This window comes from Kytococcus sedentarius DSM 20547, from assembly GCF_000023925.1.
Classification (GTDB): Bacteria; Actinomycetota; Actinomycetes; order Actinomycetales; family Dermatophilaceae; genus Kytococcus; species Kytococcus sedentarius.
The window spans coordinates 923,341-947,132 of sequence record NC_013169.1 but is presented as its reverse complement, the minus strand read 5'-3'; the positions used below and the strand labels follow the sequence as shown (position 1 = coordinate 947,132).

Sequence of the window (23,792 nt, the reverse complement as noted above, 5' to 3'; positions counted from 1 at the left end):
GCAAGAGAGCACCGTATCAGTCGCCCGAGGCACTGGCGTCATCGGACGGGTCACGGGCCTCGTCCGAGTCGTCCGAGGCACTCGGGTCGCTCGGGTCGTCGGAGGGCCCGTCCGCCTGCTGGAACTCGGTGTCCACCGGGCCGACCAGGGACTCCTCGGTGACGTCCTCGACGGTCACCGTCTCGGCGCCTGCCTTCTCGGCGCGCTCGGCAGCGGCCTTCAGGTCGGCCGCGGTGTCCTGGGAGGAGAGGGGCTCGTCGGCCGCCTTCGGCTCCAGCAGCCCCTCGCTCTCCATCGTGTTCCACAGCGAGCGCGCCACCGGGGCGGCGTACTCGCTGCCGGTGCCGGAGTCGCCCAGGACCACCAGCGTGACGTACTTGGAGTCCTTGCCGGCGTCGTAGCTGACGAACCAGGAGGTCGACTGGTCACCGGAGACCTCGGCCGTCCCGGTCTTGCCGGCCAGCGGGTAGCGCTCGTGGTCCCAGTCCTTGAAGGCCCACGACGCGGTGCCGCGGGTCACCACGCCCTCGAGGCCCTCGCGCAGGATGCGCAGAGACTGCTCGTCGAACCCGACGCGCTGGCGCACGGTGGTGGGGAACTTTTTCTGCACCTCACCGGAGACGTCCAGGGCCTCGTTCGCCACCCGCGGCTCGATGACGTTGCCCCCGTTGGCGATCGCGGCGTACACCACCGCCATCTGCAGCGGGGTCGTCGAGACGTCACCCTGGCCGATGGAGAAGTTGACCGCGTCACCACCGCGGTATTGGTAGCCACGCAGGCAGAACTCCTGCGCGCCCTCCTCGAGCTCCGCGCGGCGCTGGGCGTCGGGCTCCTCCTCCTCGGTGTACCCGGTCTCGGCGCGCTTGCAGTAGCCCTCCTTGAGGGACTCCCAGTAGGCGAGCTTCCACTCGCGGTCGGGGATGCGGCCCGCCGACTCGTGCGGCAGGTCCACGCCGGTGCGCGAGCCCAGCCCGAAGCCCTTGGCCAGCTCGACGTAGGGATCGGTGACGTCCTTGGCGTTGATGCCACCCAGCGCGCGCCAGGTGCGGAAGGACCAGCGGTAGAAGGCGGTGTCGCAGGAAACCTCCATGATCTCCTGCAGCGTCAGGTCGCCGTGGGCCTTGGACTCGAAGTTGCGGAAGTAGCGGTCACCGACCTTCACCCGCGCCGGGCAGCTGTACTCCTCGTCGGGGTCCAGCCCCTGCGAGAAGGCCACCGGCAGCGAGATCGCCTTGAAGGTGGAAGCCGGCGGGTACACCGACGAGATGAGCTTGTTCGTCAGCGGGACGCCCTCGTCCTTGTCGACCAGGGTCTCCAGCTGCTCGGGGTTCACACCACCGGCCCAGATCTCGGGGTTGTAGCCCGGCAGGCTCGCGGCCGCCACCAGCGCGCCGGTCTCGACGTCCATCACCAGCGCGGCACCGGTCTTGGCCCGCCCCTTGTCCTCGGGGTCGGTGGCCTCGTTCTTCGTCGCGGCGATCTGGCTGACCTGTGCGAGGGCGTCCTCGGCCACCTTCTGCACCGCCGGGTTCAGGTGCGTCTTGATGTCCAGCCCGGCCACGGCGTCGGTGTGCTCGATCTCCTCCAGAAACTTGCCGGCCGGGGAGACCGCGACCTTGGTGACGCCGGTGGTCCCGCGGAGCTCCTTGTCGTAGAAGGCCTCCAGCCCGTCGCGGCCGATCATGCCGGTGGGCTGCAGGTCGTCGCGACCCTCCATGTCCTGGGCGCTGACGCGCGTGAGATAGCCCAGCGTCTGTGAGGCCAGGGCGTCGTTCGGCTTCGGCCAGCCGCGCTCGGCGGTGGCGTCCACGCTCACCCCCGGGTAGTCCTCCGGGCGCTCCAGCAGGGGCAGGAGCTCCGCGGGGTCGACCTCCTCGGCCAGGGTGATGGGCTGGTAGGCACCCCCGCTGTTGCAGCGCGGCGGGCGCGGGGCGTCCTTGCTGCCACAGGTGCGAGTCCGGCCCCACAGCGTCTCCGGGTCGGCACCCACCTCGCGCGCCACCGCATCGACGATGCTGCGGCCCTTGTCGTCCTGCTCGCGCATGACCTGCGGGTCGATGGTCACCGTGGAGTGCGCGATGTTCCGCACGAAGGGCGTGCCGTCGGAGGCGAGGATGCGGCCTCGCGTGGCGGGGTGCACGATCTCGCGAGTGTTCGTGGTCTGCGAGGCACTCGCGTAGCGGTCGTGCTCGAGCACCTGCATCTGCGCCAGCCGCCCGCCCAGCACCAGGACGGCAACCAGGACGAGGACGGCCAGCAGCACGGTGCGCCGGCGGGCGGTCGTCAGGATCTGTTTCACGTCGCGTTCCTCGTCAGGGCTGCGTTCTCCAGGTGCATGAGGGTGGGGACGACCACCACACCCAGCAGGGCCGTGAGCAGCCAGGCCCACGGGTCGAAGGTGTCACCGGTCGGGTTCTGCATGGCCAGGGCCATCACCCAGCGCACCCCCTGCACCGCGAGCGCGGCCACGGCGACGGTCACGGACGTGAGCAGCCACGAGCGGCGGACGGTGGCCGCGAACGAGCCGGCGGCCCAACCCACCACGCCGTAGGTGAGGGCCGTCGCGCCGACGATGCCGGCCCCCGGCGGCACCAGGTCCACCAGCCAGCCGGCCACCAGGCCCCAGACCAGCCCGGAGCGGGCGCCCCGGAGCAGGGCCACGGCCAGCACCACCAGCAACAACAGGTCCGGCGCAGGGAAGGAGACGCGGGGCAGCAGACCGGTCGTGATCACCGCGAGCAGCACCATGGCCACCACGCGGATCAGTCCCATCATCAAGCGCATCAGTTGCCCCCCTCGGTGACGGTGGGATCAGGGACCAGCGAGTCGGTGGGCGCCGGGGGTGCCGCGGGGTCGTCCGACGCGCCCCCGGCATCGGGCTCCGCGGCATCGGTGGGGGCGTCGGAGGCGACCGACTCGGTGGAGTCGGGCGTCACCAGCACGGACTCGTCGTCGTCCGGGTTGCCGTCCAGGGGGCCGGACTCCTGCCCGGACCCCTGGTCCCCGCCTGACTCCTCGTCGGTGGGGTCACCCGAGGAGTCTTGGTCGTCACCGGAGGAGTCGTCCGAGGAGGCGTCCGTCCCGCCGGACCCACCCGACGGGATGGTCACGGTCTGCCGCGACTCCTCGCGCTCGGCGACACTCAGCACACCCACGACCTCGAGGGTGGAGACCTGGACTGCCGGCTCGACGACCGCCGTCTCCTGCAGCTGGCCCTGGTCGGCGTCGACCGCGGTGATCTCCCCCACCGGGACCCCGTCGACGAACGGGCTCGAGGGCCCGCCCAGGGTGGTCAGCACGTCGCCCTCGGAGAAGGTGCCGGCCTCGAAGGCCCGCAGCGTGAGGTCGGTGCCGGTGCGCTGCGGGGTACCGGGCGGCGCGCTCGAGGAGAGCACCCCCATCGCGCCGGACTCGGCCCGCACCCCGGTGGACAGCTGCGGGTCCCCGAGCACCATCACCTCGCTCGTCCAGTCCGTCACCGAGATGACCCGGCCCACCAGGCCGTCGGCGGAGACCACCGTCAGGTCCGTCTCCACGCCGTCGCGGCGGCCCACGTCGATGGTGATGCGACGGTCGGGCGAGGTGGCGGTGGCCGCGGTGAAACCGATCACCCGGGCCGGGACCAGCTCGCGCCCGTCGGTGACCTCGGAGTCGAACAGCCCGGCCGCGGCCGAGTCCAGGGACTGCTTCTCGCGCTGGGCGTGCAGGGCGTCGGCCAGCTGGTCGCGCTCGGTCTCCACCGCCTGCAGCTCCTCGGTGGGCGGGACCACCATCGCGCGCTGCAACGGGGCGAACGCCACCTCGGCGGCGTCCCGGACCGGGTTCAGCACCACCGGGGCGACCGTGTCCACACCCACCGCGCCGACGGTCACGGCCACGGCCAGCAGGGGCCCCAACCACGCCTTGCGCTCGGCGGAGCGGTCGCGCTGCTGCATGCCCAGCCGGCGGCCGGTGAGCCCCTCCCGGCGCACCACACCGACGGGCACGCGCCGCTGGGAGTCCCCGCGGCGGCGTCCTCGCACGGGCTGGCTGCCTCCGTGGGGTCGGATGCGGTCGGCCATCAGTACCGCTGCTCCCCGACCACGATGCGGCGCAGCCGGTGCAGGTCGTCGATGCACCGTCCGGCGCCGCGGATCACGGCGCGCTGCGGGTCCTTGGCGACCACCACGGGCAGCGAGAGGTTGCGCGCGAGGAGGCGGTCGATGCCGCGCAGCTGCGCCACGCCGCCGGTCAGCACGATCCCGCGCGCCACGATGTCCCCGGTCAGGTCCGGCGGGCACTGGTCCACGAGGTTGCGGGCGAAGGCGGAGATCGCGGCCAGCGGCTCGGCCATCGCCTCGCGCGCGGCCGCACTGGTGATCTCCACCGTCTCCGGCAGGCCCGTGCGCAGGTTGCGCCCGTGCACCCGGGCCGTGAGCTCCTCGGCCAGTGGCACCGCCGACCCGATGCTGGCCACCAGGTCCCCCGCGGTCCGCTCCCCCAACAGCAGGTCGTGCTCGGTGCGCAGCCAGTCGCGCACGGACTCGCCCAGGTCGTCACCGCCCACGCGCGCGGACCCGGAGCGGACGATGCCGCCGAGGGCCGTGATCGCGCCGTCGGCGGTGCCCCCACCGAGGTCGAGGACCATGGAGGCGCGCTCGTCGTTGACCGGCAGGCCGGCCCCGATGGCGGCGACCATCGCCTCCTCGACGATGAACACCTCGCGGGCGCCGGAGCGCAGCACCGTCTCCTCCAGCGCGCGCCGCTCGACCGCCGTGATCTGTGAGGGGGCCGCCACGACCACGCGGGGGCGGTTCAGCCAGCTCGAGTGCACCTGGTCGATGAAGGTCCGCAGCATCGACTCGGCCACGTCCGCGTCGACGATCACCCCGTCGCGCACCGGACGCATGATGTGGACGTGCGCCGGGGTGCGTCCGATCAGCCCGCGGGCCCGCTCCCCAGCGGCCAGGACCTTCCCCGTGCCGCCCTCCACGGCGAGCAACGACGGCTCGTCCAGCGCGACACCGCGACCCTTGCGCCAGATCAGGGTGCGGGAGGTGCCCAGGTCGATCGCCAGGTCACCGCCGCGCAGGCGCTGCCATCGTGAAGTCATGAGGGGCATCGTATGTCCCGGGGATGGGCGGGGGCCGGAGGACCACGCAGGGGGCCGGCAGCCCGCGGGCCACCGACCCCCTGTGCGGGATCCCTCGTGCGGTCAGACGCCGTCGGGGAACCAGATGGAGATCTCGCGGGCCGCGGACTCCGGCGAGTCCGACCCGTGGACGATGTTCTGCTGGACCTTCAGGCCCCAGTCACGGCCCAGGTCACCCCGGATGGAACCGGGGGCGGCGTCCGTCGGGTTGGTGGCGCCGGCAAGGGTCCGGAAACCGGGGATGCACCCGTGGCCCTCGATGACGGCGGCCACCACCGGGCCGGAGGCCATGAACTCCATCAGCGGCTCGTAGAAGGGCTTGCCCTCGTGCTCCTCGTAGTGGGCCGCGAGCTGCTCGCGGGTGGCCTCGACCACCTGCAGGGCGGCCAGGCGGTAGCCCTTCGCCTCGATGCGGGCGAGCACCTCGCCGGAGAGCCCGCGGCGGTAGCCGTCGGGCTTCACCAGCACCAGGGATCGTTCGGGCTGCGTCGTCTCGGTCTCGTGGGCTGCGTTGGTGGTCACGGGGACACCCTAGTCAGTGGCGCTCAGGCACCCGTCGCCGACAGCGCGCCGGTGCCCAGCAGGCCGAACAGCACCAGCGCCAGGACGATGCGGTACACCACGAAGAGGGTGAAGTTGTTGTGCGAGATGTAGCGCAGCAACCAAGCGATGACCGCGTAGCCCACGACGAAGCTGATGAGCGTGGCCACGAGGATCGGCCCCCAGGCCGGCTCCACCGGGTCGTCGGCGATCTTCAGAAGCTGCATGCCACCGGAGGCCAGCACAGCGGGGATCGCCAGCAGGAACGAGTAGCGGGCCGCGGCGACGCGCGAGTAGCCCATGAACAGACCACCGGCGATCGTTCCGCCGGAGCGGGAGACGCCGGGAACCAGGGCGAGTGCCTGCCAGAGCCCGTACTTCAGGCCGTCACCCCAGGTGAGGTTGTCGAGCTCCTTGACCTGCTCCGGCGGGCGCTTGCCGGCCAAGTGGTCGGCCAGGGCGATGACCAGCGCGAAGAAGAGCAGCATCGAGGCCGTGATCCACAGGTTGCGCAGCGGGCCCTCGATGAAGTCCTGGAGGAGCAGCCCGAGGACGCCGATGGGGATGGAGCCGATGATGACCAGCCACCCCATCCGCACGTCGGGGTCGTTGTGCGGCAGCTTGCCCACGATCGCCTTGCACCACTTGGTGACGATGGTGGCGATGTCCTTGCGAAAGTAGATGAGGACCGCGGCCTCGGTGCCCAGCTGGGTAATGGCCGTGAACGCCGCACCGGGGTCGCCGCCGCCGAAGAAGCGACCCACCACCGAGAGGTGCGCACTGGAGGAGATGGGCAGGAACTCCGTGAGCCCCTGCACCAGTCCCAGGACGATGGCCTCGAGCCAGCCCATCAGCGATCACTCTCCCGTCGGTCGGCGTCGAGGCGACCACCGTCGGGGCGCCCACCGTGCTGCGCCTCGAATTGTCGCGTGAGCTCGTCCATGCGCCGGCCCCAGTACAGGGCACCGATCCAGATCGCGAGGAAGATCACACCGACGGCGAACATGGCCGGCTGCACGAAGCCGGTGGCCAGGGTGAGCACCTGCAGCACCCACCCGAGAGTGACGCCCCAGCTCTGCTTGAGCACCACCATCGTCACCAGGCAGGCCACCGCCAGCGCCGAGCCGGCCACCAGGTAAGTGGTCGCTCGCTCGTCACCCTGCGCGTGGGCCAGGCCCCGGGCCGTGAGGGCGCCGAAGAACACGGCGAAGGACTGGAAGAACAGCGTCACGGCCGCGAAGCGCCGGGACATCTTGCCCAGGGGGCCGACGACGGGGATGGGTGCACTCACGCCCGGAAGTCTCCCACGGTCCTCAGGCGACGTCGGTGGTGCCCAGCACCATCCGGACGTCCGCGGCGGTGTGGATCGAGCCGGTGGCGATGACGCCGCCACTCACCCCGCCCTCGTCGGCGAGGCCCCCGGCGAGGTCCACCGCATCGGGCAGGTTCTCGACCACCGTGACCATGTCGTCGCCGAGCACCTCGCGCGCGAGCCGGCCCAGCGCCTCGGGCGCCATGGAGCGCGGACTGGAGTTGCGAGTCACCACGACGTGGTCCACCGCGGTGCCCAGGGCCGAGAGCATCGCCTCGGCGTCCTTGTCCTCGAAGATCGCCACCAGCCCGATGAGGCGGGCGAAGGTGAACGACTCCGCCAGCGCCCGGGCGAGGGTGAGCATCCCGTGCGGGTTGTGCGCCGAGTCCACGATGACGGCCGGCGAGCGACGCACCACCTCGAGGCGGCCCGGGGTGGTGGTCCCGGCCACGGCCTCGCGCAGCAGCTCGACGTCCAGCGGTTGCTCGCCCCCGCCGAGGAAGGACTCGACGGCGGCCACGGCGAGCGCCAGGTTCTGCGCCTGGTGCTCGCCGTGCAGCGGCAGGAGCAGGTCGGTGTACTCCCCCGCCAGCCCCTGGATGCTCACGAGCTGCCCGCCGACGGCGACGTCGTGGGCGGTCACGCCGAACTCGGTGCCGTAGGTGGCCAGCCGTGCATCGGCGGCCTCCACCGCATCGGCGACGACGGCGCGCACGTCCTCCTCCTGCTCGGCGCTCACGACGCGCGCGCCGGGCTTGATGATGCCGGCCTTCTCGGACGCGATGGACTCCAGGTCGCTGCCGAGGAAGCGCTCGTGGTCGATGCCGACGGGGGTGATGACAGCGACGTCGCCGTCGGCCACGTTGGTGGCGTCCCAGCGGCCCCCGAGGCCCACCTCGACCACGGCGACGTCCACCGGGGCGTCAGCGAAGGCCGCGAAGGCGAGCACCGCGATGCACTCGAAGTAGCTCAGCGGCGGGCCGCCGGCCTGCTCGCTCTCGGCGTCGACGATGGCCAGGAAAGGCGCCACGTCGTCCCACACCTCGAGGAAGTGTCGGGGGTCGATGCTCGCGCCGTCGATGGTGATGCGCTCCAGCGGGTCGTGGAGGTGCGGGGAGGTGAACCGCCCCGTGCGCAGACCGGTCTCCCGCAGGATGCGCTCCACCATTCGCGTGGTGGAGGTCTTGCCGTTCGTGCCGGTGAGGTGGATGACCGGGTAGATCCGCTGCGGGTCGCCCATCAGCTCCATGACCCGGGCCACCCGGTCCAGGGTGGGCACCACGTCGCTCTCCGGCATCCGGGCCATCAGCGCGTCGGTCACCTCCCGCACGCGGCGGCGGACCTCGAGTTCCTCGGCGGCCTCGCGGCGCTGGTCGGGACGCTGGTCAGGGCTCATCGGCGGGTCTCCTTGCGGGTGATGAGGACGGTGACGGTGCGCCCCTCGCCCAGGTCCACCTCACCTGTGTGGTCGATGCCGGAGCTCGGCACCGGCGTCTCGGGGCCACCCGCGCCGAACTGCACGGCGAGCGTCTCGTCCATGATCAGCTGCTGGTGGGCGACGGCCGCGCCCCAGACCTCGGCGTCACCGATGATCGTCAGGCCGATGCGGTCGCTCACCGCCAGGCCGGCGGCCCGGCGCTCGCCCTGCACGGCGCGGATCACGTCGCGCGCGGTGCCCTCGGCCGCCAGCTCGTCGGTGACCGTGGTGTCGAGCACGACGAACCCGCCGCCGGGCAGGACCGCGGTGGCCGTCCCCTCGGCGTCGCCGGTGGTGACCGTCTCCAGGGTGTACTCGCCCTCGGCGAGCTCCACGCCCCCGGAGGTGACGGTGCCGTCCGGGGCCACCGACCAATCACCGGTCTTCGACCCCTTGATGACGGTCTGCACCTGCTTGCCCAGCCGCGGGCCGGCCGCGCGGGCGTTGACCACCAGGCGCTGCTGCACCCCGTAGGACTGCGCCTCCTCGGAGTCCAGCGCCACCACACGCACCTCGCGGACGTTCAGCTCGTCGGCCAGCAGGGCGCCCTGGTCGGCGAGGGCGCGGGGGTCCTGCGTCACGACCGTCAGGCTCTGCAGGGGTAGGCGGGTGCGCAGCCCCTGGGTCTTGCGCAGGCCACTGCCCGCCGAGGCCACGACGCGGGCGGCGTCCATCGAGGCGACGAGCCCCGCATCGGAGGGGAAGTCCCCCGCATCGGGCCAGTCGGTCAGGTGCACCGACTCGCCGCCGGTGAGGCCGCGCCAGATCTCCTCGGTGGTGAAGGGCAGCAGCGGGGCCGCCACGCGGGTGAGGGTCTCCAGCACCGTGTACAGGGTGTCGAAGGCGCCGGTGTCGCTGCCCTCCCAGAAGCGGTCGCGCGACCGCCGGATGTACCAGTTGGTGAGGGTGTCCAGGAAGTCGCGCACCAGCTCGCAGGCGGCCGCGACGTCGTTGGCGTCCATGGCCGCGGTGACCTCGCGCACGAGCTCGCCGGTGGCGGTCAGGACGTAGCGGTCCAGCGGGGCGGTCGAGGCGGTGGACCACTGGGCGCGGTAGCCGCTCCCTGCGGACCCGCCCGCCGCGTTCGCGTACATGGCGAAGAAGGACCACGCGTTCCACAGCGGGATCATGACCTGGCGCACGCCGTCGCGGATGCCCTGCTCGGTGACCACGAGGTTGCCACCGCGCAGGATCGAGCTGCTCATGAGGAACCAGCGCATGGCGTCGGCCCCGTCGCGGTCGAAGACCTCGGAGACGTCCGGGTAGTTGCGCAGCGACTTGCTCATCTTCTGGCCGTCGCTGCCCAGCACGATGCCGTGGCAGATGACGTTGCTGAAGGCCGGGCGGTCGAAGAGCGCCGTGGCCAGCACGTGCATGGTGTAGAACCAGCCGCGGGTCTGGCCGATGTACTCCACGATGAAGTCGGCCGGGAAGTGGTGCTCGAACCAGTCGGCGTTCTCGAAGGGGACGTGGTTCTGCGCGTAGCTCATGGAGCCCGAGTCGAACCAGACGTCGAGCACGTCCTCCACGCGGCGCATGGTCGACCCGACGCCGCTGCCGTCGGCGTTGCGGGGGTCGTCGGGGTTGGGGCGGGTCAGCTGGTCGATCCAGGGGCGGTGCAGGTCCACCTCGCCGGCGTCGTTGCGCGGGAGCTCCCCGAAGTCGGCCTCAATCTGCGCCAACGACCCGTAGACGTCCACCCGGGGGTGCTCGGGGTCGTCGCTGACCCACACCGGCACCGGGCTGCCCCAGTAGCGGTTGCGGGTGATCGACCAGTCGCGGGCGCCCTCGAGCCACTTGCCGAACTGGCCGTGCTTCACGTTGCCCGGCACCCAGGTGATCTGCTCGTTGTTCGCGAGCATGCGGTCCTTGAAGTCGGTGACACGCACGAACCAGGACTCCACGCCCTTGTAGATCAGCGGGGTCCGGCAGCGCCAGCAGTGGGGGTAGGAGTGGTCGTAGGTCTCGTGGCGCAGCAGCACCGTGCCCTCGCAGACGCTCCCGGCCTCCTCGGGCTCGCCCTCGCGGGCCCCGGCGGCGCGGCCGAGGTTGCGGGTGGCGGCCTTGAGGTGGGCGACGATTGGCGCGTTCGCGTCGAACACCTGCTGCCCGGCGTACTCGACGACCGGGGCGGTGAAGGCACCGTCGGGGCCCACCGGCATCACCGGCTCGATACCCTCGCGGTCGGTCACGACCTTGTCGTCCTCACCGAAGGCGCCGGCGGTGTGCACCAGGCCCGTACCGTCGGTCGTCGTGACGAAGTCGGCCTCCACCACGCGGTGGGCGTTCTCGGCCCCGGCGTAGTAGGAGAAGGGCGGGGTGTAGCTGCGACCGACGAGCTCCGCCCCGGTGAGGCGCTCGACGATGCGCTCGGAGGGGTTCTCCCCCAGCTCCCGGGTGTGGGCCTCGAGCCGGGCCTCGGCGATGACGTAGCGCTGGGAGGCGCCGGTCGGGTCGGCGGCCGGGTCGGACTCCACCACGACGTAGTCGATGTCCGGGCCCACCATGATCGCGAGGTTGCTCGGGAGGGTCCAGGGGGTCGTCGTCCAAATCAGGGCGAGCTCTCCGGTCTCGAGGCGCAGGCCCACGGTCACCGCCGGGTCCTGGCGCATCTGGTAGACGTCGTCGTCCATGCGCAGCTCGTGGCTGCTCAGCGGGGTCTGGTCGCGCCAGCAGTAGGGCAGGACGCGGAAGTCCTGGTAGGCCAGGCCCTTGTCGTGGAGCTCCTTGAACGCCCAGATGACGCTCTCCATGTAGTCCACGTTGAGGGTCTTGTAGTCGTTCTCGAAGTCCACCCAGCGGCCCATCCGGTGGACGTAGTCCTGCCACTCGTCGGTATAGCGCAGGACCGACTCGCGACAGGCGCTGTTGAAGGCGTCGATCCCCTTGTCGAGGATCTCCTCCTTGGTGGTGATGCCCAGCTGGCGCATCGCCTCGAGCTCGGCCGGCAGCCCGTGGGTGTCCCAGCCGAAGCGGCGCTCCACCCGGTGCCCCCGCATCGTGCGGTAGCGGGGCACGACGTCCTTGACGTAGCCGGTCAGCAGGTGGCCGTAGTGCGGGAGGCCGTTGGCGAAGGGAGGGCCGTCGAAGAAGACGTACTCGTTCTCGCCGTTCTCCCCGGCGGGGCGATTCTCCACGCTCTTGCGGAAGGTGTCCCCCGCCTGCCAGTGCTGCAGCACCCCGGTCTCGATGTCGGGGAAGGACGGGCTCGCCACGCCGGTCCCTGCACCACCGGTGGTCCCGGTGCGCACGAGGGGGTAGACGCCCTGCCCGCCGGTCTGGGTCGGCTCGGCGGACTGTGCGGCGTGGTTCTCGGGTGCGGTGCTCATCGCGGCTCCTGGGAGTCAGGCAGCAGGTGCTGCACGGTCTTCCTCGAGGACGAGACCTGCTGGGGGGCAGGTTCCGCGGTACCACCTCGGTTGCCCCCGCAGGGGCCCCTTCATGACGGCTGTGACGGGCCTACCCGTCCGGGTCTAGTGGAACCGGCCCCTGATGGGTTCGCGGTCCGTTCTTCCGGAGGCTCCCCGGTGATGGCCGGATCAGTGCCTGTGGTGCAGATGCTACCGGGTACGGGCTGGCGGCCCCGACTCGTGGTGAGTCGGGGCCGCCAGGGGGTCTCTCCGGCCGGGGCCGGAGTCGGTGGGGTCAGCTGCCCACCGTCATGCGGGTCGCACCCTCGCGGTCGTCCTTGCCGAGGATGTCCAGGCGGCCCGCCTTGCGGTCGGCCAGGTACTCCTTCATCTCCTGCTTGATGACCGGCAGCAGCAGGTACACACCGAGCAGGTTCACGAAGGCGCAGAGGAACAACCAGCTGTCGGCGAAGTTCATGACCGCCGTCAGGGTCAGCACCGCACCCATGACCGTGAAGAACAGGTAGAGGGCCTTGATGGCGAACATCGAACCGCGGGAGTCACCGAACAGGTAGGCCCAGGCACGCATCGCGTAGTAGGCCCAGGTGATCTGGGTGGAGATGGCGAACAGGGCCACCGCCACGGCCAGCACGTACGGGAACCAGGGGATCACGGTCTCGAACGCGTTGGAGGTCACCAGCACGCCGTCCAGGGCCTCGGTGGCCGGGTCGTCGTCCGTCGCGTTGGCGATGGACTGGTTGTACTCCGGGGTGTCGGCGATGATGATCGTCAGGGCCGTCATGGTGCAGATGATGACGGTGTCGGCCAGGGGCTCCAGCAGGGCCACGAAGCCCTCGGAGACCGGACGACGGGTCTTCACCGCGGAGTGGGCGATCGGGGCCGAACCCAGACCGGCCTCGTTCGAGAAGGCCGCGCGCTGGAAGCCGACGATCAGCGTGCCGATGACACCACCGGCGACGCCCTCGGGGTTGAACGCGTCGGTCACGATGCGGGTCGCGGCGTCCGGCACGTGGTCGATGTTGACCACGATGACCACGAGACAGGCCACCAGGTACATCAGACCCATGGCCGGGACCAGCTTCTCGGTGACCTTGCCGATGGACTTGATGCCACCCATGATCACCAGACCGACGATCACTGCGAGGGCCAGGCCGAAGAACAGCGAGGCGCCGGCGCCGCCGAGGAAGCCGTCGTCACCACCGGTGACGCTCTTCATCTGCGCGTAGGTCTGGTTGGACTGGAACATGTTGCCGCCGGCCGCGCCGAAGAACAGGATCGAGATGGCGAACAGGCCGGTCATGAGCGTGCCCACGACGGGGTGGATCTTGCCGTAGGCCACGGGCAGGTACTTGAACGGACCACCGTCGACGGTGCCGTCCTCGCGGACCTCGCGGTACTTCACACCCAGGGTGCACTCCGCGAACTTGGTGGCCATGCCGAGCAGGCCACAGATGATCATCCAGAAGGTAGCACCCGGTCCACCGACGGCCACGGCAACACCGACACCGGCGATGTTACCGAGGCCGACGGTGCCCGAGAGGGCCGAGGACAGTGCCTGGAAGTGCGTGATCTCGCCTGGGTCGGACTCCGTGGAGTACTTGCCGCGGACCACGTCCAGGGCCGTCGGCAGGCCCCGGAACTGGATGAAGACGGTGTACAGCGTGACGATGATGCCGGCGAGCACCAGCCAGATCACGACGAAGGGGACCTCGACGTCGCCGAAGGTGATCGGGTAGAAGATGATCTCCGCGAAATCCTTCTGGATCGGATCGAAGAACTCGTTGATGTTCTCTTCAAGGGATGTCTTCCAGTCCGCTCGGACCGGTACGGGGCTGAGTGAGTTCATGTTCGCCACCGAACCAACACCCGCTCCGGGCCACAAGCAAATGCGACGCATCGTGCACAAAACGTTATCGACCTGACACCTCAGGGTGACCTCCGCCGACCAGCAGCCCCCGGGGGCACCGGCACGAACCTGCCCTCCACCGCCTCTCCGAGGGGCTGCCGATGGGGCGCCGGGAAGTGCGAAGATGGCCCCATGACTGACTCCACCGCCGGAACCCGCCCCGCCCAGCTGCCCGAGAAGCCGTCCGTCGACGGCCTCGAGGACCGGTGGACGGGCGTATGGCAGGAGCAGGACACCTATGCCTTCGACCGCGCCCGCGCCGCGTCGCTCCCCCGAGAGCAGCTGTTCACCATCGACACCCCTCCCCCGACGGCCTCCGGGTCGCTCCACGTGGGGCACGTGTTCGGCTACACGCAGGCCGACTGCATGGCGCGCTACAAGCGCATGACCGGCGCGGAGGTCTTCTACCCCATCGGCTGGGACGACAACGGTCTGCCCACCGAGCGCCGGGTGCAGAACTACTACGGCGTGCGCGGTGACATCACCCAGCCCTACGTGGAGGGCTACGAGCCGCCGCAGCGCGGGGGCGACGGCAAGTCCACCAAGGCCGCCGACCAGCAGCCGGTCAGCCGCCCCAACTTCATCGAGCTGTGCCACGAGCTGACGGTCGAGGACGAGAAGGCCTTCGAGGCGCTCTTCCGCCGGTTGGGCCTCTCGCTGGACTGGAACTACCAGTACCGCACCATCGACGACAACGCCCGGGCCACCAGCCAGCAGGCCTTCCTGCGCAACCTCCAGCGGGGCGAGGCCTACTCCGCCGAGGCGCCGGGGCTGTGGGACGTCACCTTCCAGACGGCCGTGGCCCAGGCCGAGCTCGAGGCCCGCGACTACCCGGGCGCCTACCACCGCATCGCGTTCCACGGGCCGCAGGGAGACGTGGAGGTCGAGACCACCCGTCCCGAGCTGCTCCCGGCGTGCGTCGCCCTCATCGCCCACCCCGACGACGAGCGCTACCAGGACCTGTTCGGCTCCACGGTGCGCACGCCGCTGTTCGGCGTGGAGGTGCCCGTCATCGCCCACCCGGCCGCCGAGATGGACAAGGGCGCCGGCATCGCCATGTGCTGCACCTTCGGTGACCTCACCGACGTCACCTGGTGGCGCGAGCTGCAGCTGCCGACGCGCTCGGTCATCACCCGCAACGGGCGCCTCACCGGCGAGACCCCCGCGTGGCTGGCCGACGGCCCCGGTGCACAGCTCTACGCCGAGCAGCTCGCGACCAAGACCGTGCACACCGCGCGGGAGAACACGGTCACCGCGCTGCGCGAGTCCGGCGAGCTGGTGGGCGAGCCGGAGAAGACCCAGCGCAAGGCCAACTTCTTCGAGAAGGGTGACAAGCCGCTGGAGATCGTGACCTCCCGCCAGTGGTACATCCGTAACGGTGGGCGCGATGCGGAGCTGAACCGCGCCCTCATCGAGCGCGGGGCCGAGGTGGACTTCCACCCGGCCTACATGGAGCGCCGCCACGCCAACTGGATCGAGGGCCTCAACGGCGACTGGCTGGTCAGCCGCCAGCGCTTCTTCGGGGTGCCCTTCCCCATCTGGTACCCGCTGGACGCCGACGGCGAGCCGGACCACGAGAACCCCATCACGCCCGCCGAGGCCGACCTGCCCGTGGACCCGCAGACCGACACCGCACCGGGTTTCGAGGAGTCCCAGCGCGACCAGCCGGGCGGGTTCGCCGCCGACCCGGACGTGCTCGACACCTGGGCCACCAGCTCGCTGAGCCCGCAGATCATCGGCGGGTGGCGCAACGACCCCGAGCTGTTCGAGATGGTCTTCCCGATGGACATGCGCCCGCAGGGACACGACATCATCCGCACCTGGCTGTTCTCCACCATCGTGCGCGCCCACCACGAGCACGGCACCGTGCCGTGGTGGAACGCCACCTTGAACGGCTGGATCCTGGACCCGGACCGCAAGAAGATGTCCAAGTCCAAGGGCAACGTGGTCACCCCGGTGGACCTGCTCGAGGAGCACGGGTCCGATGCGGTGCGCTACTGGGCGGCCTCGGCCCGCCAGGGCGTGGACACCGCCTTCGACGCCCAGCAGATGAAGGTCGGCCGCCGGTTGGCCATCAAGCTCCTGAACGCCTCGAAGTTCGCCCTCGGCTTCGGCGAGGTGGACGGTGCCGAGCACCCGGAACAGCTGCTCGCGCAGGTGACCGAGCCGGTGGACCAGTCGCTGCTGCTGGAGCTGGCGCGGGTGGTCGAGCAGGCCACCGCGGGCTTTGAGGCCTGGGACTACACCAAGGCCCTCGAGGTGACCGAGGCGTTCTTCTGGTCGTTCTGCGACGACTACCTGGAGCTGGTCAAGGCCCGCGCCTACGGGGGCGACGAGGTCGAGGCCTCCGCGGCGACCACGAGCGCGCGCGCCGCCCTGCGGGTGGCCCTGGACGTGCAGCTGCGCCTGCTGGCCCCCTTCATCCCGTTCGCGACCGAGGAGGTCTGGAGCTGGTGGCACAGCGGCTCCGTGCACCGCGCCGCCTGGCCCACCGCCGACGAGGTGCGCCCAGCCAACCTGGCGGACGTCAACGTGGCGGGGGTGAAGCCGGCCGCTGCCGCCGTGCTCGCCGGCATCCGCAAGGCCAAGTCCGAGGCGAAGTTGGGCATGCGCGCCCAGGTGACGGCCATGACGCTGGCCGGCCCCGCCGAGCAGCGGGCCGCCGCCCGCCGGGCCTGGGACGACGTCGTGGCCTCCGGGCACGTGGTGTGCGAGGTGGCCGAGGTCGACGCCGAGGAGCTCGAGGTGCGTGACACCGAGCTGCTGAAGGTGGAGAAGCCGAAGGCCTGAGGCGCGCCACGGGTGCGGATCTGACTGGGCCCCGTTCTTCGTGCCCACGGCGTCGCCATGCCGTGGTCGTGAGACGGCCACCCACGAGGATCAGGAGGGATTCTGGCCTGGAGCCTGCCATACCTGGCTCGCGCTGGTTCCGGCCGGGAGACCAACCCCTGAGGCTCAGTCCGCGGGGGCGATGACCACCCAGGGCTGGCGCCAACCCGCCACCCGCTGCTCCCCCGCGACCAGGGCACCGAGGTCGGCCTCGACGACGCTGCCGGCCGCCGGGTCATACAGGGCCAGCCGGCCGTCGCCGTCCTCCGCGAGCACGCAGACGTGGCGAGGCACCCAGGCGTTCCCCACGTAGAGCAGCGCGGGCTCGTGCGGCCCCACGGCCTGCAACACCTCACCCAACGCACCGGCCCCGCTCCTGCGCACCACGCCCAGCGCATACCGGGGACGGCCGCCCCGCTCCAGCCGGACGATGCCGCGGATCTCGGCCAGGGCGCCCCACGGCGGGGTGCCCAGCGCCATCGGCCACGGCAGGCGCAGCGCGCGGGCCTCCCACGGGTTGTTGGTGCGCCCGAAGCGGGCGAACTCGGCCCCCTGGAAGTCCTCGACCTCCACCGGGTCGTCCGCGGCAGGCAGCGGCATGCGCTCCAGGAGGCGTTGCGCCACCACGAGGCTCGCGGCGCCGCAGGTCACCGCGCTCGCCTGCTGGGGGAGGGTCATGCCCACCGCGAGCGTGTTCTCGGCTTGGGTGGTCATGCGTCTCCTCGTTCCCGGGGTGGCTCGGCGGCCCCGCCTCGGCTCAGGCGCTCTTGCGCTTGGGGCGCTTGGTCGACTTCGTCTCGCGGCGCACAATCGTGGGGTTCACGTTGTCGGCCACCACCTCGGCGGTGACCACGACGCGCTCGATGCGGTCGTCGCTGGGGACGTCGAACATCACCGGCTGCAGCACCTCCTCCATGATGGCGCGTAGTCCCCGCGCGCCGGTGCGGCGGAGCATCGCCTGCTCCGCGACGGCCCGCACGGCGTCCTCGGTGAACTCGAGCTCCACCCCATCGAGCCGGAACAGGTGCTGGTACTGCCTCACCAGGGCGTTGCGCGGCCCGGTGAGGATGTCCACCAGCGCGTCGGCGTCCAGCGGGCTCACGGCCGCGACGACCGGCACCCGGCCGATGAACTCCGGGATGAGGCCGAAGTTCACCAGGTCCTCCGGACGGATCTGGCGCAGGAGGTCGCCCTCCTCCCGGCGCACCGACAGGTTGGCACCGAAGCCGAGGCCACCCTTGCCCTCCCGGGCGGCCACGATGTCGTCCAGCCCGGCGAAGGCACCCCCGACGATGAAGAGGATGTTGCGGGTGTCGATCTGCACGAACTCTTGGTGGGGGTGCTTCCGCCCACCCTGGGGCGGCACCGAGGCCACCGTCCCCTCGAGGATCTTCAGCAGCGCCTGCTGCACCCCCTCGCCGGAGACGTCCCGCGTGATCGAGGGGTTCTCGCTCTTGCGGGTGATCTTGTCGATCTCGTCGATGTAGATGATGCCGGTCTCGGCGCGGGCGATGTCGCCGTCGGCGGCCTGGATGAGCTTCACCAGGATGTTCTCGACGTCCTCGCCCACGTACCCGGCCTCGGTCAGGGCGGTGGCGTCGGCGATGGCGAAGGGCACCTGCAGGAGCTTGGCCAGCGTCTGCGCGAGGTAGGTCTTGCCGGTACCGGTCGGCCCGATCATCAGGATGTTGCTCTTGGCCACCTCGGGGGCCTCAGGGTCCGTGGACCGCTCGGCGTCGACCCGCTTGTAGTGGTTGTACACCGCGACCGCCAGCGCCCGCTTCGCCTCGTCCTGACCCACCACGTAGGTCTCCAGGAAGGCGTGGATCTCCCGGGGGGTCGGCACCTTCTCCAGCTTCTCCACCGAGGCGAGGGGGAACTCCTCCTCGATGATCTCGTTGCAGAGCTCGATGCACTCGTCGCAGATGTAGACGTTGGGCCCGGCGATGAGCTTGCGCACCTGCTTCTGGCTCTTGCCACAGAAGGAACAGGTCAGGAAGTCTCCGCTCCCCGCGCTGCGCGCCATGTGCCTCTCCTGCCGTCTCGTTCGTCCACCCACCCCGTGCGGCGGGCTGCGGAGTTCACGCTACCCCCGCCCACCGACAGCCTCGCCAGGGGGGCGATGGCGGGCCGCAGGGGCCGCCCCCTTCACGGGTGACGGCCCCTGCGGTCGACCTGCGGACTCAGCCCTCCAGCGCGGCCTTGCGGCTGGGCAGCACAGCGTCGACGAGCCCGTACTCCTGTGCCTCGGCAGCCGAGAGGATCTTGTCGCGCTCGATGTCCTTGCGGACCTTCTCCGGCGTCTGGCCCGAGTGCTTGGCCCAGGTCTCCTCCAGCCAGGTGCGCATGCGCAGCACCTCGTTGGCGGTGATCTCCAGATCGGAGGCCATACCGCCCATGCCCTCCATGGCGGGTTGGTGGATGAGGATGCGCGAGTTCGGCAGGGCGAAGCGCTTGCCCGGCGCCCCGGCGGCGAGCAGCACCGCACCGGCCGAGGCGGCCTGCCCCAGCACGAAGGTCTGCACGTCGGGACGGATGAACTGCATCGTGTCGTAGATGGCCGTCATCGCCGTGAAGGAGCCACCCGGGGAGTTGATGTACATCAGCACGTCGCGGTCCGGGTCCTGGGACTCCAGGACCAGCAGCTGGGCGATGATGTCGTCCGCCGAGGCGTCGTCGATCTGCACGCCGCAGAAGATGATGCGGTCCTCGAACAGCTTGGTGTACGGGTCCTGGCGCTTGGTGCCGTAGGCGGTGCGCTCCTCGAACTGCGGGAGCACGTAGCGGGACGAGGGGCCGGGCACGTGCAGACGGCCCTGGGCGCCGGGGTGGTTCATGGTTCCTCCGTGCATCATCGGCGTGGGGGTGTGCTGGCCGCGCGAGGCGGGGTCGAGGGGGAGGTTCACTTCTGGCCCTCCTCGTCCTCACCGGCGTGCGCCTTCTCCTCGGCGGCGACCTCGCTCTTCTTCACGTCGTGCGTGTCGGTGGAGGTCTGGAACACGTGGTCCACGAAGCCGTAGTCCTTGGCCTCCTGCGCCGTGAACCAGCGGTCACGGTCGGAGTCCAGGGTGATCTGCTCCGCGGTCTGCCCGGTGTGCTGGGCGATCAGCTCGGCCATCTGGCGCTTGATGTGGAGCAGCTGCTCGGCCTGGATCTTGATGTCCGAGGCCGTACCGCCCACACCACCGGAGGGCTGGTGCATCATCACGCGGGAGTGCGGGGTGGCGTAGCGCTTGCCCGGGGTGCCGGCCGAGAGCAGGAACTGCCCCATCGAGGCTGCCAGGCCCATGGCCACGGTCGCGACGTCGTTCGGGATCCAGTTCATCGTGTCGAAGATGGCCATGCCGGCCGTCACCGACCCGCCCGGGGAGTTGATGTACAGCCAGATGTCGGCGTTCGGGTCCTCGGCCGAGAGCAGCAGCAGCTGCGCGCAGATCGCGTTGGCGTTGTCGTCACGCACGTCGGAGCCGAGGAAGACGATGCGCTCCTTCAGCAGCCGGTTGTAGATCTGGTCGTCCAGGCCCGCCAGCCGCGCGCCCTCACTGGCCACGGCGGGGGTCGATGCGGTGTGCTCGCTCACGTGCGTCTCTCCTTCATCGGACGGTTCCTTCGAGTGACGCTAACGCCGCGACCTCGTGCTTTCGTCCCGCCAGCTGGCCTGTTCGCCCTCAGCGCACCTGAGGGGGCCGCCGCGCGCCCACCCGGCGCCCCACACGACGGCGGGGCCGCTGCGCTCCTGCGCAGCGGCCCCGCCGTGGGGATCGGTCCGGGTCACTTGGACGCGGCGGCGTCCTCGGTCTGCTCGTCGGCCTCGACAGCGGACTCCTCGGAACCGGCCTCGGCCTGCCCGCCGTCCGCCTCCTCGTCGTCCTCGAGGGCGCTCAGGTCCACCGGGTTGCCCTGGGTGTCCACGATGCTCGCGGTCTCCAGCACACCGGCCAGCGCCTTGCGGCGGCGCACCTCCTCGACGACCTGGCCGATCTGGCCCTGCTGGTCGAGCATGGAGATGAACTGGTTGGGGTCCATGCCGGAGGACTGCGCGGACATCATCAGGTACTCGAGCAGCTCGTTCTGCTCGATCTCGACGGCGTCGCGCTCCACGAGGGCGTCCATGAGGAACTGGGCGCGCAGCGCGTCCTCGGTGCTCTTGGTGACCTCGGCGCGGTGCTCGTCGTCCTCGAGGCGGTTCTCGCGCTCCAGGTGGGCGTGCACCTCGGCCTCCACGATGCTCGCCGGCACCGGGATGTCCAGCTGCTCGATGAGGCTGTCCAGGATCTTGTCCCGGGCCTCGATGCCCTGGGTGAAGGCGGCGTTCCGCTCGGCCTGCGTGCGCAGGTCGGCCTTGAGCTCCTCGACGGTGTCGAAGGAGGACGCCAGCTGGGCGAACTCGTCGTCGACCTCGGGGAGCTCGCGCTCCTTGACCGACTGGAGGGTCACGGTGACCTGGGAGTCCTCCCCCTCGCGGTCGCCACCGGCCAGCGGGGCGGTGAAGGTCTTGGTCTCACCAGCGGACATGCCGACCAGCGCCTCGTCCAGGCCCTCGATCATGGTGCCCTGGCCGATCTGGTAGCTCACGCCCTCGACGGTGTCGATCTCCTCGCCGTCGATCTCGGCGGTCAGGTCGATGCTCACGTGGTCCTCGGACTTCGCGGCGCGGTCCACGCCGTTCAGCGTGCCGAAGCGCTCGCGCAGGTCGTCCAGACGGGTCTGGACGTCCTCGTCGGAGATCTCGACGGCGTCGACCTCGATCTTCATGCCCGCGGTGTCCGGCAGCTCGATGGTGGGCCGGACGTCGACCTCGACGGTGAACTTCAGCGGCTCGCCGTCCTGCGCCGGGATGTCGGTGATCTCCAGCTCGGGCTCACCGATGGGGGTGAGCTCGTTCTCCGTGATGCTGCGGGCGTAGAGGTCGGGCATCACGGTGTTGATGGCCTCCTGGACCACGGCGCCGCGGCCGAACCGCTGGTCGATGATGCGCGCCGGCACCTTGCCCTTGCGGAAGCCCGGGATCTGCACCTGGCTGCCGATGGTCTTGTAGGCCTCGTCGAGGGCAGGCTTGAGCTCCTCGTGCGGAACCTCCACGGCCAGCTTCACACGCGTGGGGTTCAGGGTCTCGACGGCACTCTTCACGTCTCTCGTCTCCGTTTGACTGATGGGGGAAGGGGCCGTGACTCGACCCCTGCTGTCCGGGGGCACGCCAGAAATGCGCGCAATGAGGAGCAATCCTAACGGTCGGGGTAGCCGGATTCGAACCGGCGGCCTTCCGCTCCCAAAGCGGACGCGCTACCAAGCTGCGCCATACCCCGTGGGGCGCCGTACGTGCACGGCGCCGACAGGGTAGGCTACCCCGGTTCGCAGGCGCTCGATCTCCAGCGGACGACGCGTGCGGGCGTAGCTCAATGGTAGAGCCCCAGTCTTCCAAACTGGTTGTGCGGGTTCGATTCCCGTCGCCCGCTCCACGGCTCCCCCGGCCCGCTCCGGGGACGACCACCCGGGACCCCGGGGCACACCACGTGCCCCGGGGTCCCCTTGTCGCACGGCCTCCCCTCGACCGCCCCGCCCCGGCCCGACCCACCCACGGGGCGGACGGCGCGTGACCCGCGTCACTCTTGTCGGGGCCAGCACCCCCGTGGCAGGGTGGTTCGGGACAGGGGCCCCCGGGCCCGCGCCGAGAGATCGGAGGACTCCCATGGGAATCATGGACAACGTGAACGCTGACAGCGCGAAGGACCTGGCTGGCAAGGGCTACGACGCCCAGTCCGAGAAGGTCGACGGCGCCATCGACGCGGCCGGCAACAAGGTGGACGACGCCACCGGCGGCAAGCACGGAGACAAGATCCAGTCCGGCGGCGACAAGGCCGGCGAGTACCTGGACGGCCTCTCCGGTGAGCAGGACGCCGAGGGCGACCAGCAGGCCTGATCGAGCACCAGCTCCTTCCTGAGAGCGCGACGGCCCCTGACCCACCCGGGTCAGGGGCCGTCGCCCGTGTGCGGAGCTGCTCAGCCGGGCAGCGAGCCGTCGCGCTCGTAGGCCTCCACCATGGCCACGCGGCGGGCGTGGCGCTCCTCCCCCTCGAACTCGGTGGTCAGGAAGGCCTCCACGATCGCCTCGGCGGTCGCGGTGTCGGTGAAGCGCGCGCCGATGCTGACGACGCGGGCGTCGTTGTGCTGGCGCGCGAGCGCCGCGAGCTCGGGCTGCCAGGCCAGGGCCGCCCGGACGCCGGCCACCTTGTTGGCCGCCATCTGCTCACCGTTGCCCGATCCGCCCAGCACGATCCCCCGCGAGTCCGGGTCCGCGGCCACCGCCTGCGCGGTGGGCAGCACGAAGACCGGGTAGTCGTCCTGTGCGTCGTACTCCAGCGGCCCGTGGTCCACGACCTCGTGGCCCCGCTCGGTGAGCCACGCCACCAGGTGGCGTTGCAACTCGTGGGCGGCGTGGTCGCCGCCGATGTGGATGATCATGGTGCTCCTGTGGGGCTCGGGCCCGGCCTGGGGGCCGGGGGGCGGGGAGGGGTCAGTCGAACTGCGGGCCGGCGTCGCGCGAGCGCTTCAGCTCGTAGAAGCCCGGCGTGGAGGCCACCAGCACGCAGCCGTCCCAGAGGCGACCGGCGTCCTCGCCCTTCGGGGCCGGCGTGACGACGGGGCCGAAGAAGGCCACCCCGTCCACGGCGATCACGGGCGTGCCCACGTCGTCGCCGACGAGGTCGACGACGCGCTGCTGGCGCTCCCGCAGGTCCGCGGTGATCTCGTCCTCGGGGTTGGAGCCCACGCCCTGGGGGAAGGCCACGTCGGCGAGCTCGGCGGGCAGGCCCACCTCGGCCAGCGCCTCGGCGATGACGGCCTGCCCCTCCTCGACGTTCTTGCGACCGCCCGGGTGGAAGCGCTTCCCCATCGCGTCGTAGAGGGCCTTGGCCTGCTTCTCGCCGTGCTCGGTGATGGCGGCGGAGATCACGCGCACCGGGCCCCACGCGGCCTGCATGGCGGCGGCGTAGTCCTCAGGGAGGTCGCGTCCCTCGTTGAGGACGGCCAGGGACATCGGGGACCAGGTGACCTGGATGTCGCGCACCTGCTCAACCTCCATGAGCCACCGGCTGGTCATCCAAGCCCAGGGGCAGGTGGGGTCGAAGAACATCTCGACGGCGGGCTGCTGTGTGTTCTCGCTCATGCCCCGAGTCTGCCACCCGCGCCCCGCGCCGGCACGGCCCACCGGGCACGCAGGCGACTCC

At 70.8% G+C, this 23,792-nt stretch carries 19 protein-coding genes and 2 tRNA genes; 3 read left to right on the top strand and 18 right to left on the bottom strand.

Annotated features, from left to right (window positions below; all coding sequences use genetic code 11):
• Window positions 1–16: 16 nt before the first annotated feature.
• From KSED_RS04495 to KSED_RS04450, 10 genes are all read right to left on the bottom strand, one after another.
• Window positions 17–2,299, bottom strand: coding sequence for a peptidoglycan D,D-transpeptidase FtsI family protein (locus tag KSED_RS04495; protein WP_012802384.1), 2,283 nt, complete (start codon window positions 2,297–2,299; stop codon window positions 17–19).
• A complete protein-coding gene (mreD, locus tag KSED_RS13480) occupies window positions 2,296–2,784 on the bottom strand; it encodes a rod shape-determining protein MreD (protein WP_012802383.1) in 489 nt (162 codons plus the stop codon). Before mreD ends, KSED_RS04495 begins: the two co-directional genes overlap by 4 nt.
• Entirely contained in the window at window positions 2,784–4,061 is a 1,278-nt protein-coding gene (gene mreC / locus KSED_RS13475) for a rod shape-determining protein MreC (protein ID WP_012802382.1), read from the bottom strand. Before mreC ends, mreD begins: the two co-directional genes overlap by 1 nt.
• Window positions 4,061–5,092, bottom strand: coding sequence for a rod shape-determining protein (locus KSED_RS04480; protein WP_012802381.1), 1,032 nt, complete (start codon window positions 5,090–5,092; stop codon window positions 4,061–4,063). The genes mreC and KSED_RS04480 overlap by 1 nt, the downstream gene beginning before the upstream one ends.
• A gap of 102 nt (window positions 5,093–5,194) precedes the next feature.
• The gene (gene ndk, locus KSED_RS04475) at window positions 5,195–5,653 is read right to left on the bottom strand and encodes a nucleoside-diphosphate kinase (RefSeq protein WP_012802380.1); all 459 of its coding nucleotides are present in this window, start codon (window positions 5,651–5,653) and stop codon (window positions 5,195–5,197) included.
• A 23-nt stretch (window positions 5,654–5,676) separates the two neighbouring features.
• Window positions 5,677–6,522, bottom strand: a complete 846-nt coding sequence (locus tag KSED_RS04470) for an undecaprenyl-diphosphate phosphatase (RefSeq protein ID WP_012802379.1) — start codon at window positions 6,520–6,522, stop codon at window positions 5,677–5,679.
• Window positions 6,522–6,962, bottom strand: a complete 441-nt coding sequence (locus KSED_RS04465) for a DUF4233 domain-containing protein (protein ID WP_012802378.1) — start codon at window positions 6,960–6,962, stop codon at window positions 6,522–6,524. The genes KSED_RS04470 and KSED_RS04465 overlap by 1 nt, the downstream gene beginning before the upstream one ends.
• A gap of 22 nt (window positions 6,963–6,984) precedes the next feature.
• Window positions 6,985–8,379, bottom strand: coding sequence for a bifunctional folylpolyglutamate synthase/dihydrofolate synthase (locus tag KSED_RS04460; protein WP_012802377.1), 1,395 nt, complete (start codon window positions 8,377–8,379; stop codon window positions 6,985–6,987).
• On the bottom strand, window positions 8,376–11,789 hold the full coding sequence (ileS, locus tag KSED_RS04455) for an isoleucine--tRNA ligase (RefSeq protein ID WP_012802376.1): 3,414 nt from the start codon (window positions 11,787–11,789) through the stop codon (window positions 8,376–8,378). Before ileS ends, KSED_RS04460 begins: the two co-directional genes overlap by 4 nt.
• A 316-nt stretch (window positions 11,790–12,105) precedes the next feature.
• Window positions 12,106–13,677 carry an alanine/glycine:cation symporter family protein gene (locus KSED_RS04450; protein ID WP_012802375.1) on the bottom strand — a complete coding sequence of 524 codons (1,572 nt, stop codon included), beginning with the start codon at window positions 13,675–13,677 and terminating at the stop codon, window positions 12,106–12,108.
• A gap of 192 nt (window positions 13,678–13,869) precedes the next feature.
• Here KSED_RS04450 and valS point away from each other — a divergent pair, with 192 nt between their 5' ends.
• Window positions 13,870–16,527: a valine--tRNA ligase gene (valS, locus tag KSED_RS04445; RefSeq protein WP_012802374.1), complete on the top strand. Its 2,658-nt coding sequence runs from the start codon at window positions 13,870–13,872 to the stop codon at window positions 16,525–16,527.
• A gap of 165 nt (window positions 16,528–16,692) precedes the next feature.
• On the opposite strand, the gene KSED_RS04440 is transcribed toward valS, so the two are convergent.
• From KSED_RS04440 to KSED_RS04415, 6 genes are all read right to left on the bottom strand, one after another.
• Window positions 16,693–17,280 (bottom strand): hypothetical protein, encoded by a 588-nt coding sequence (locus tag KSED_RS04440; protein WP_012802373.1) that lies wholly within the window; start codon window positions 17,278–17,280, stop codon window positions 16,693–16,695.
• Between the two features lie 43 nt (window positions 17,281–17,323).
• Window positions 17,324–18,592: an ATP-dependent Clp protease ATP-binding subunit ClpX gene (gene clpX / locus KSED_RS04435; protein WP_012802372.1), complete on the bottom strand. Its 1,269-nt coding sequence runs from the start codon at window positions 18,590–18,592 to the stop codon at window positions 17,324–17,326.
• A 157-nt stretch (window positions 18,593–18,749) separates the two neighbouring features.
• Window positions 18,750–19,421, bottom strand: coding sequence for an ATP-dependent Clp protease proteolytic subunit (locus KSED_RS04430; protein WP_373419164.1), 672 nt, complete (start codon window positions 19,419–19,421; stop codon window positions 18,750–18,752).
• 47 nt (window positions 19,422–19,468) lie between these two features.
• Window positions 19,469–20,146: an ATP-dependent Clp protease proteolytic subunit gene (locus tag KSED_RS04425; protein WP_012802370.1), complete on the bottom strand. Its 678-nt coding sequence runs from the start codon at window positions 20,144–20,146 to the stop codon at window positions 19,469–19,471.
• A gap of 191 nt (window positions 20,147–20,337) precedes the next feature.
• Window positions 20,338–21,696 carry a trigger factor gene (gene tig, locus KSED_RS04420; protein WP_012802369.1) on the bottom strand — a complete coding sequence of 453 codons (1,359 nt, stop codon included), beginning with the start codon at window positions 21,694–21,696 and terminating at the stop codon, window positions 20,338–20,340.
• A gap of 102 nt (window positions 21,697–21,798) precedes the next feature.
• Window positions 21,799–21,872, bottom strand: a tRNA-Pro gene (locus KSED_RS04415).
• 79 nt (window positions 21,873–21,951) lie between these two features.
• On the opposite strand from KSED_RS04415, the gene KSED_RS04410 reads away from it, so the two are divergent.
• Window positions 21,952–22,025 (top strand) — tRNA-Gly (locus KSED_RS04410).
• A gap of 239 nt (window positions 22,026–22,264) precedes the next feature.
• A complete protein-coding gene (locus tag KSED_RS04405) occupies window positions 22,265–22,486 on the top strand; it encodes an antitoxin (RefSeq protein WP_169307774.1) in 222 nt (73 codons plus the stop codon).
• An 80-nt stretch (window positions 22,487–22,566) separates the two neighbouring features.
• On the opposite strand, the gene KSED_RS04400 is transcribed toward KSED_RS04405, so the two are convergent.
• Both KSED_RS04400 and KSED_RS04395 read right to left on the bottom strand, forming a co-directional pair.
• The gene (locus tag KSED_RS04400) at window positions 22,567–23,028 is read right to left on the bottom strand and encodes a ribose-5-phosphate isomerase (protein WP_012802367.1); all 462 of its coding nucleotides are present in this window, start codon (window positions 23,026–23,028) and stop codon (window positions 22,567–22,569) included.
• 52 nt (window positions 23,029–23,080) lie between these two features.
• Complete coding sequence (locus KSED_RS04395) at window positions 23,081–23,731, bottom strand: DsbA family protein (protein ID WP_012802366.1); 651 nt, start codon at window positions 23,729–23,731, stop codon at window positions 23,081–23,083.
• Window positions 23,732–23,792 lie beyond the last annotated feature (61 nt).

Excerpts from the sequence above, each read along its gene's own strand:
- mreD (WP_012802383.1), bottom strand. The coding sequence starts at position 2,784 with ATGCGCTTGATGATGGGACTGATCCGCGTGGTGGCCATGGTGCTGCTC.
- mreC (WP_012802382.1), bottom strand. The coding sequence starts at position 4,061 with ATGGCCGACCGCATCCGACCCCACGGAGGCAGCCAGCCCGTGCGAGGA.
- KSED_RS04480 (WP_012802381.1), bottom strand. The coding sequence starts at position 5,092 with ATGACTTCACGATGGCAGCGCCTGCGCGGCGGTGACCTGGCGATCGAC.
- KSED_RS04470 (WP_012802379.1), bottom strand. The coding sequence starts at position 6,522 with ATGGGCTGGCTCGAGGCCATCGTCCTGGGACTGGTGCAGGGGCTCACG.
- KSED_RS04460 (WP_012802377.1), bottom strand. The coding sequence starts at position 8,379 with ATGAGCCCTGACCAGCGTCCCGACCAGCGCCGCGAGGCCGCCGAGGAA.
- ileS (WP_012802376.1), bottom strand. The coding sequence starts at position 11,789 with ATGAGCACCGCACCCGAGAACCACGCCGCACAGTCCGCCGAGCCGACC.
- KSED_RS04450 (WP_012802375.1), bottom strand. The coding sequence starts at position 13,677 with ATGAACTCACTCAGCCCCGTACCGGTCCGAGCGGACTGGAAGACATCC.
- valS (WP_012802374.1), top strand. The coding sequence starts at position 13,870 with ATGACTGACTCCACCGCCGGAACCCGCCCCGCCCAGCTGCCCGAGAAG.
- KSED_RS04440 (WP_012802373.1), bottom strand. The coding sequence starts at position 17,280 with ATGACCACCCAAGCCGAGAACACGCTCGCGGTGGGCATGACCCTCCCC.
- clpX (WP_012802372.1), bottom strand. The coding sequence starts at position 18,592 with ATGGCGCGCAGCGCGGGGAGCGGAGACTTCCTGACCTGTTCCTTCTGT.
- KSED_RS04430 (WP_373419164.1), bottom strand. The coding sequence starts at position 19,421 with ATGATGCACGGAGGAACCATGAACCACCCCGGCGCCCAGGGCCGTCTG.
- KSED_RS04405 (WP_169307774.1), top strand. The coding sequence starts at position 22,265 with ATGGACAACGTGAACGCTGACAGCGCGAAGGACCTGGCTGGCAAGGGC.
- KSED_RS04400 (WP_012802367.1), bottom strand. The coding sequence starts at position 23,028 with ATGATCATCCACATCGGCGGCGACCACGCCGCCCACGAGTTGCAACGC.
- KSED_RS04395 (WP_012802366.1), bottom strand. The coding sequence starts at position 23,731 with ATGAGCGAGAACACACAGCAGCCCGCCGTCGAGATGTTCTTCGACCCC.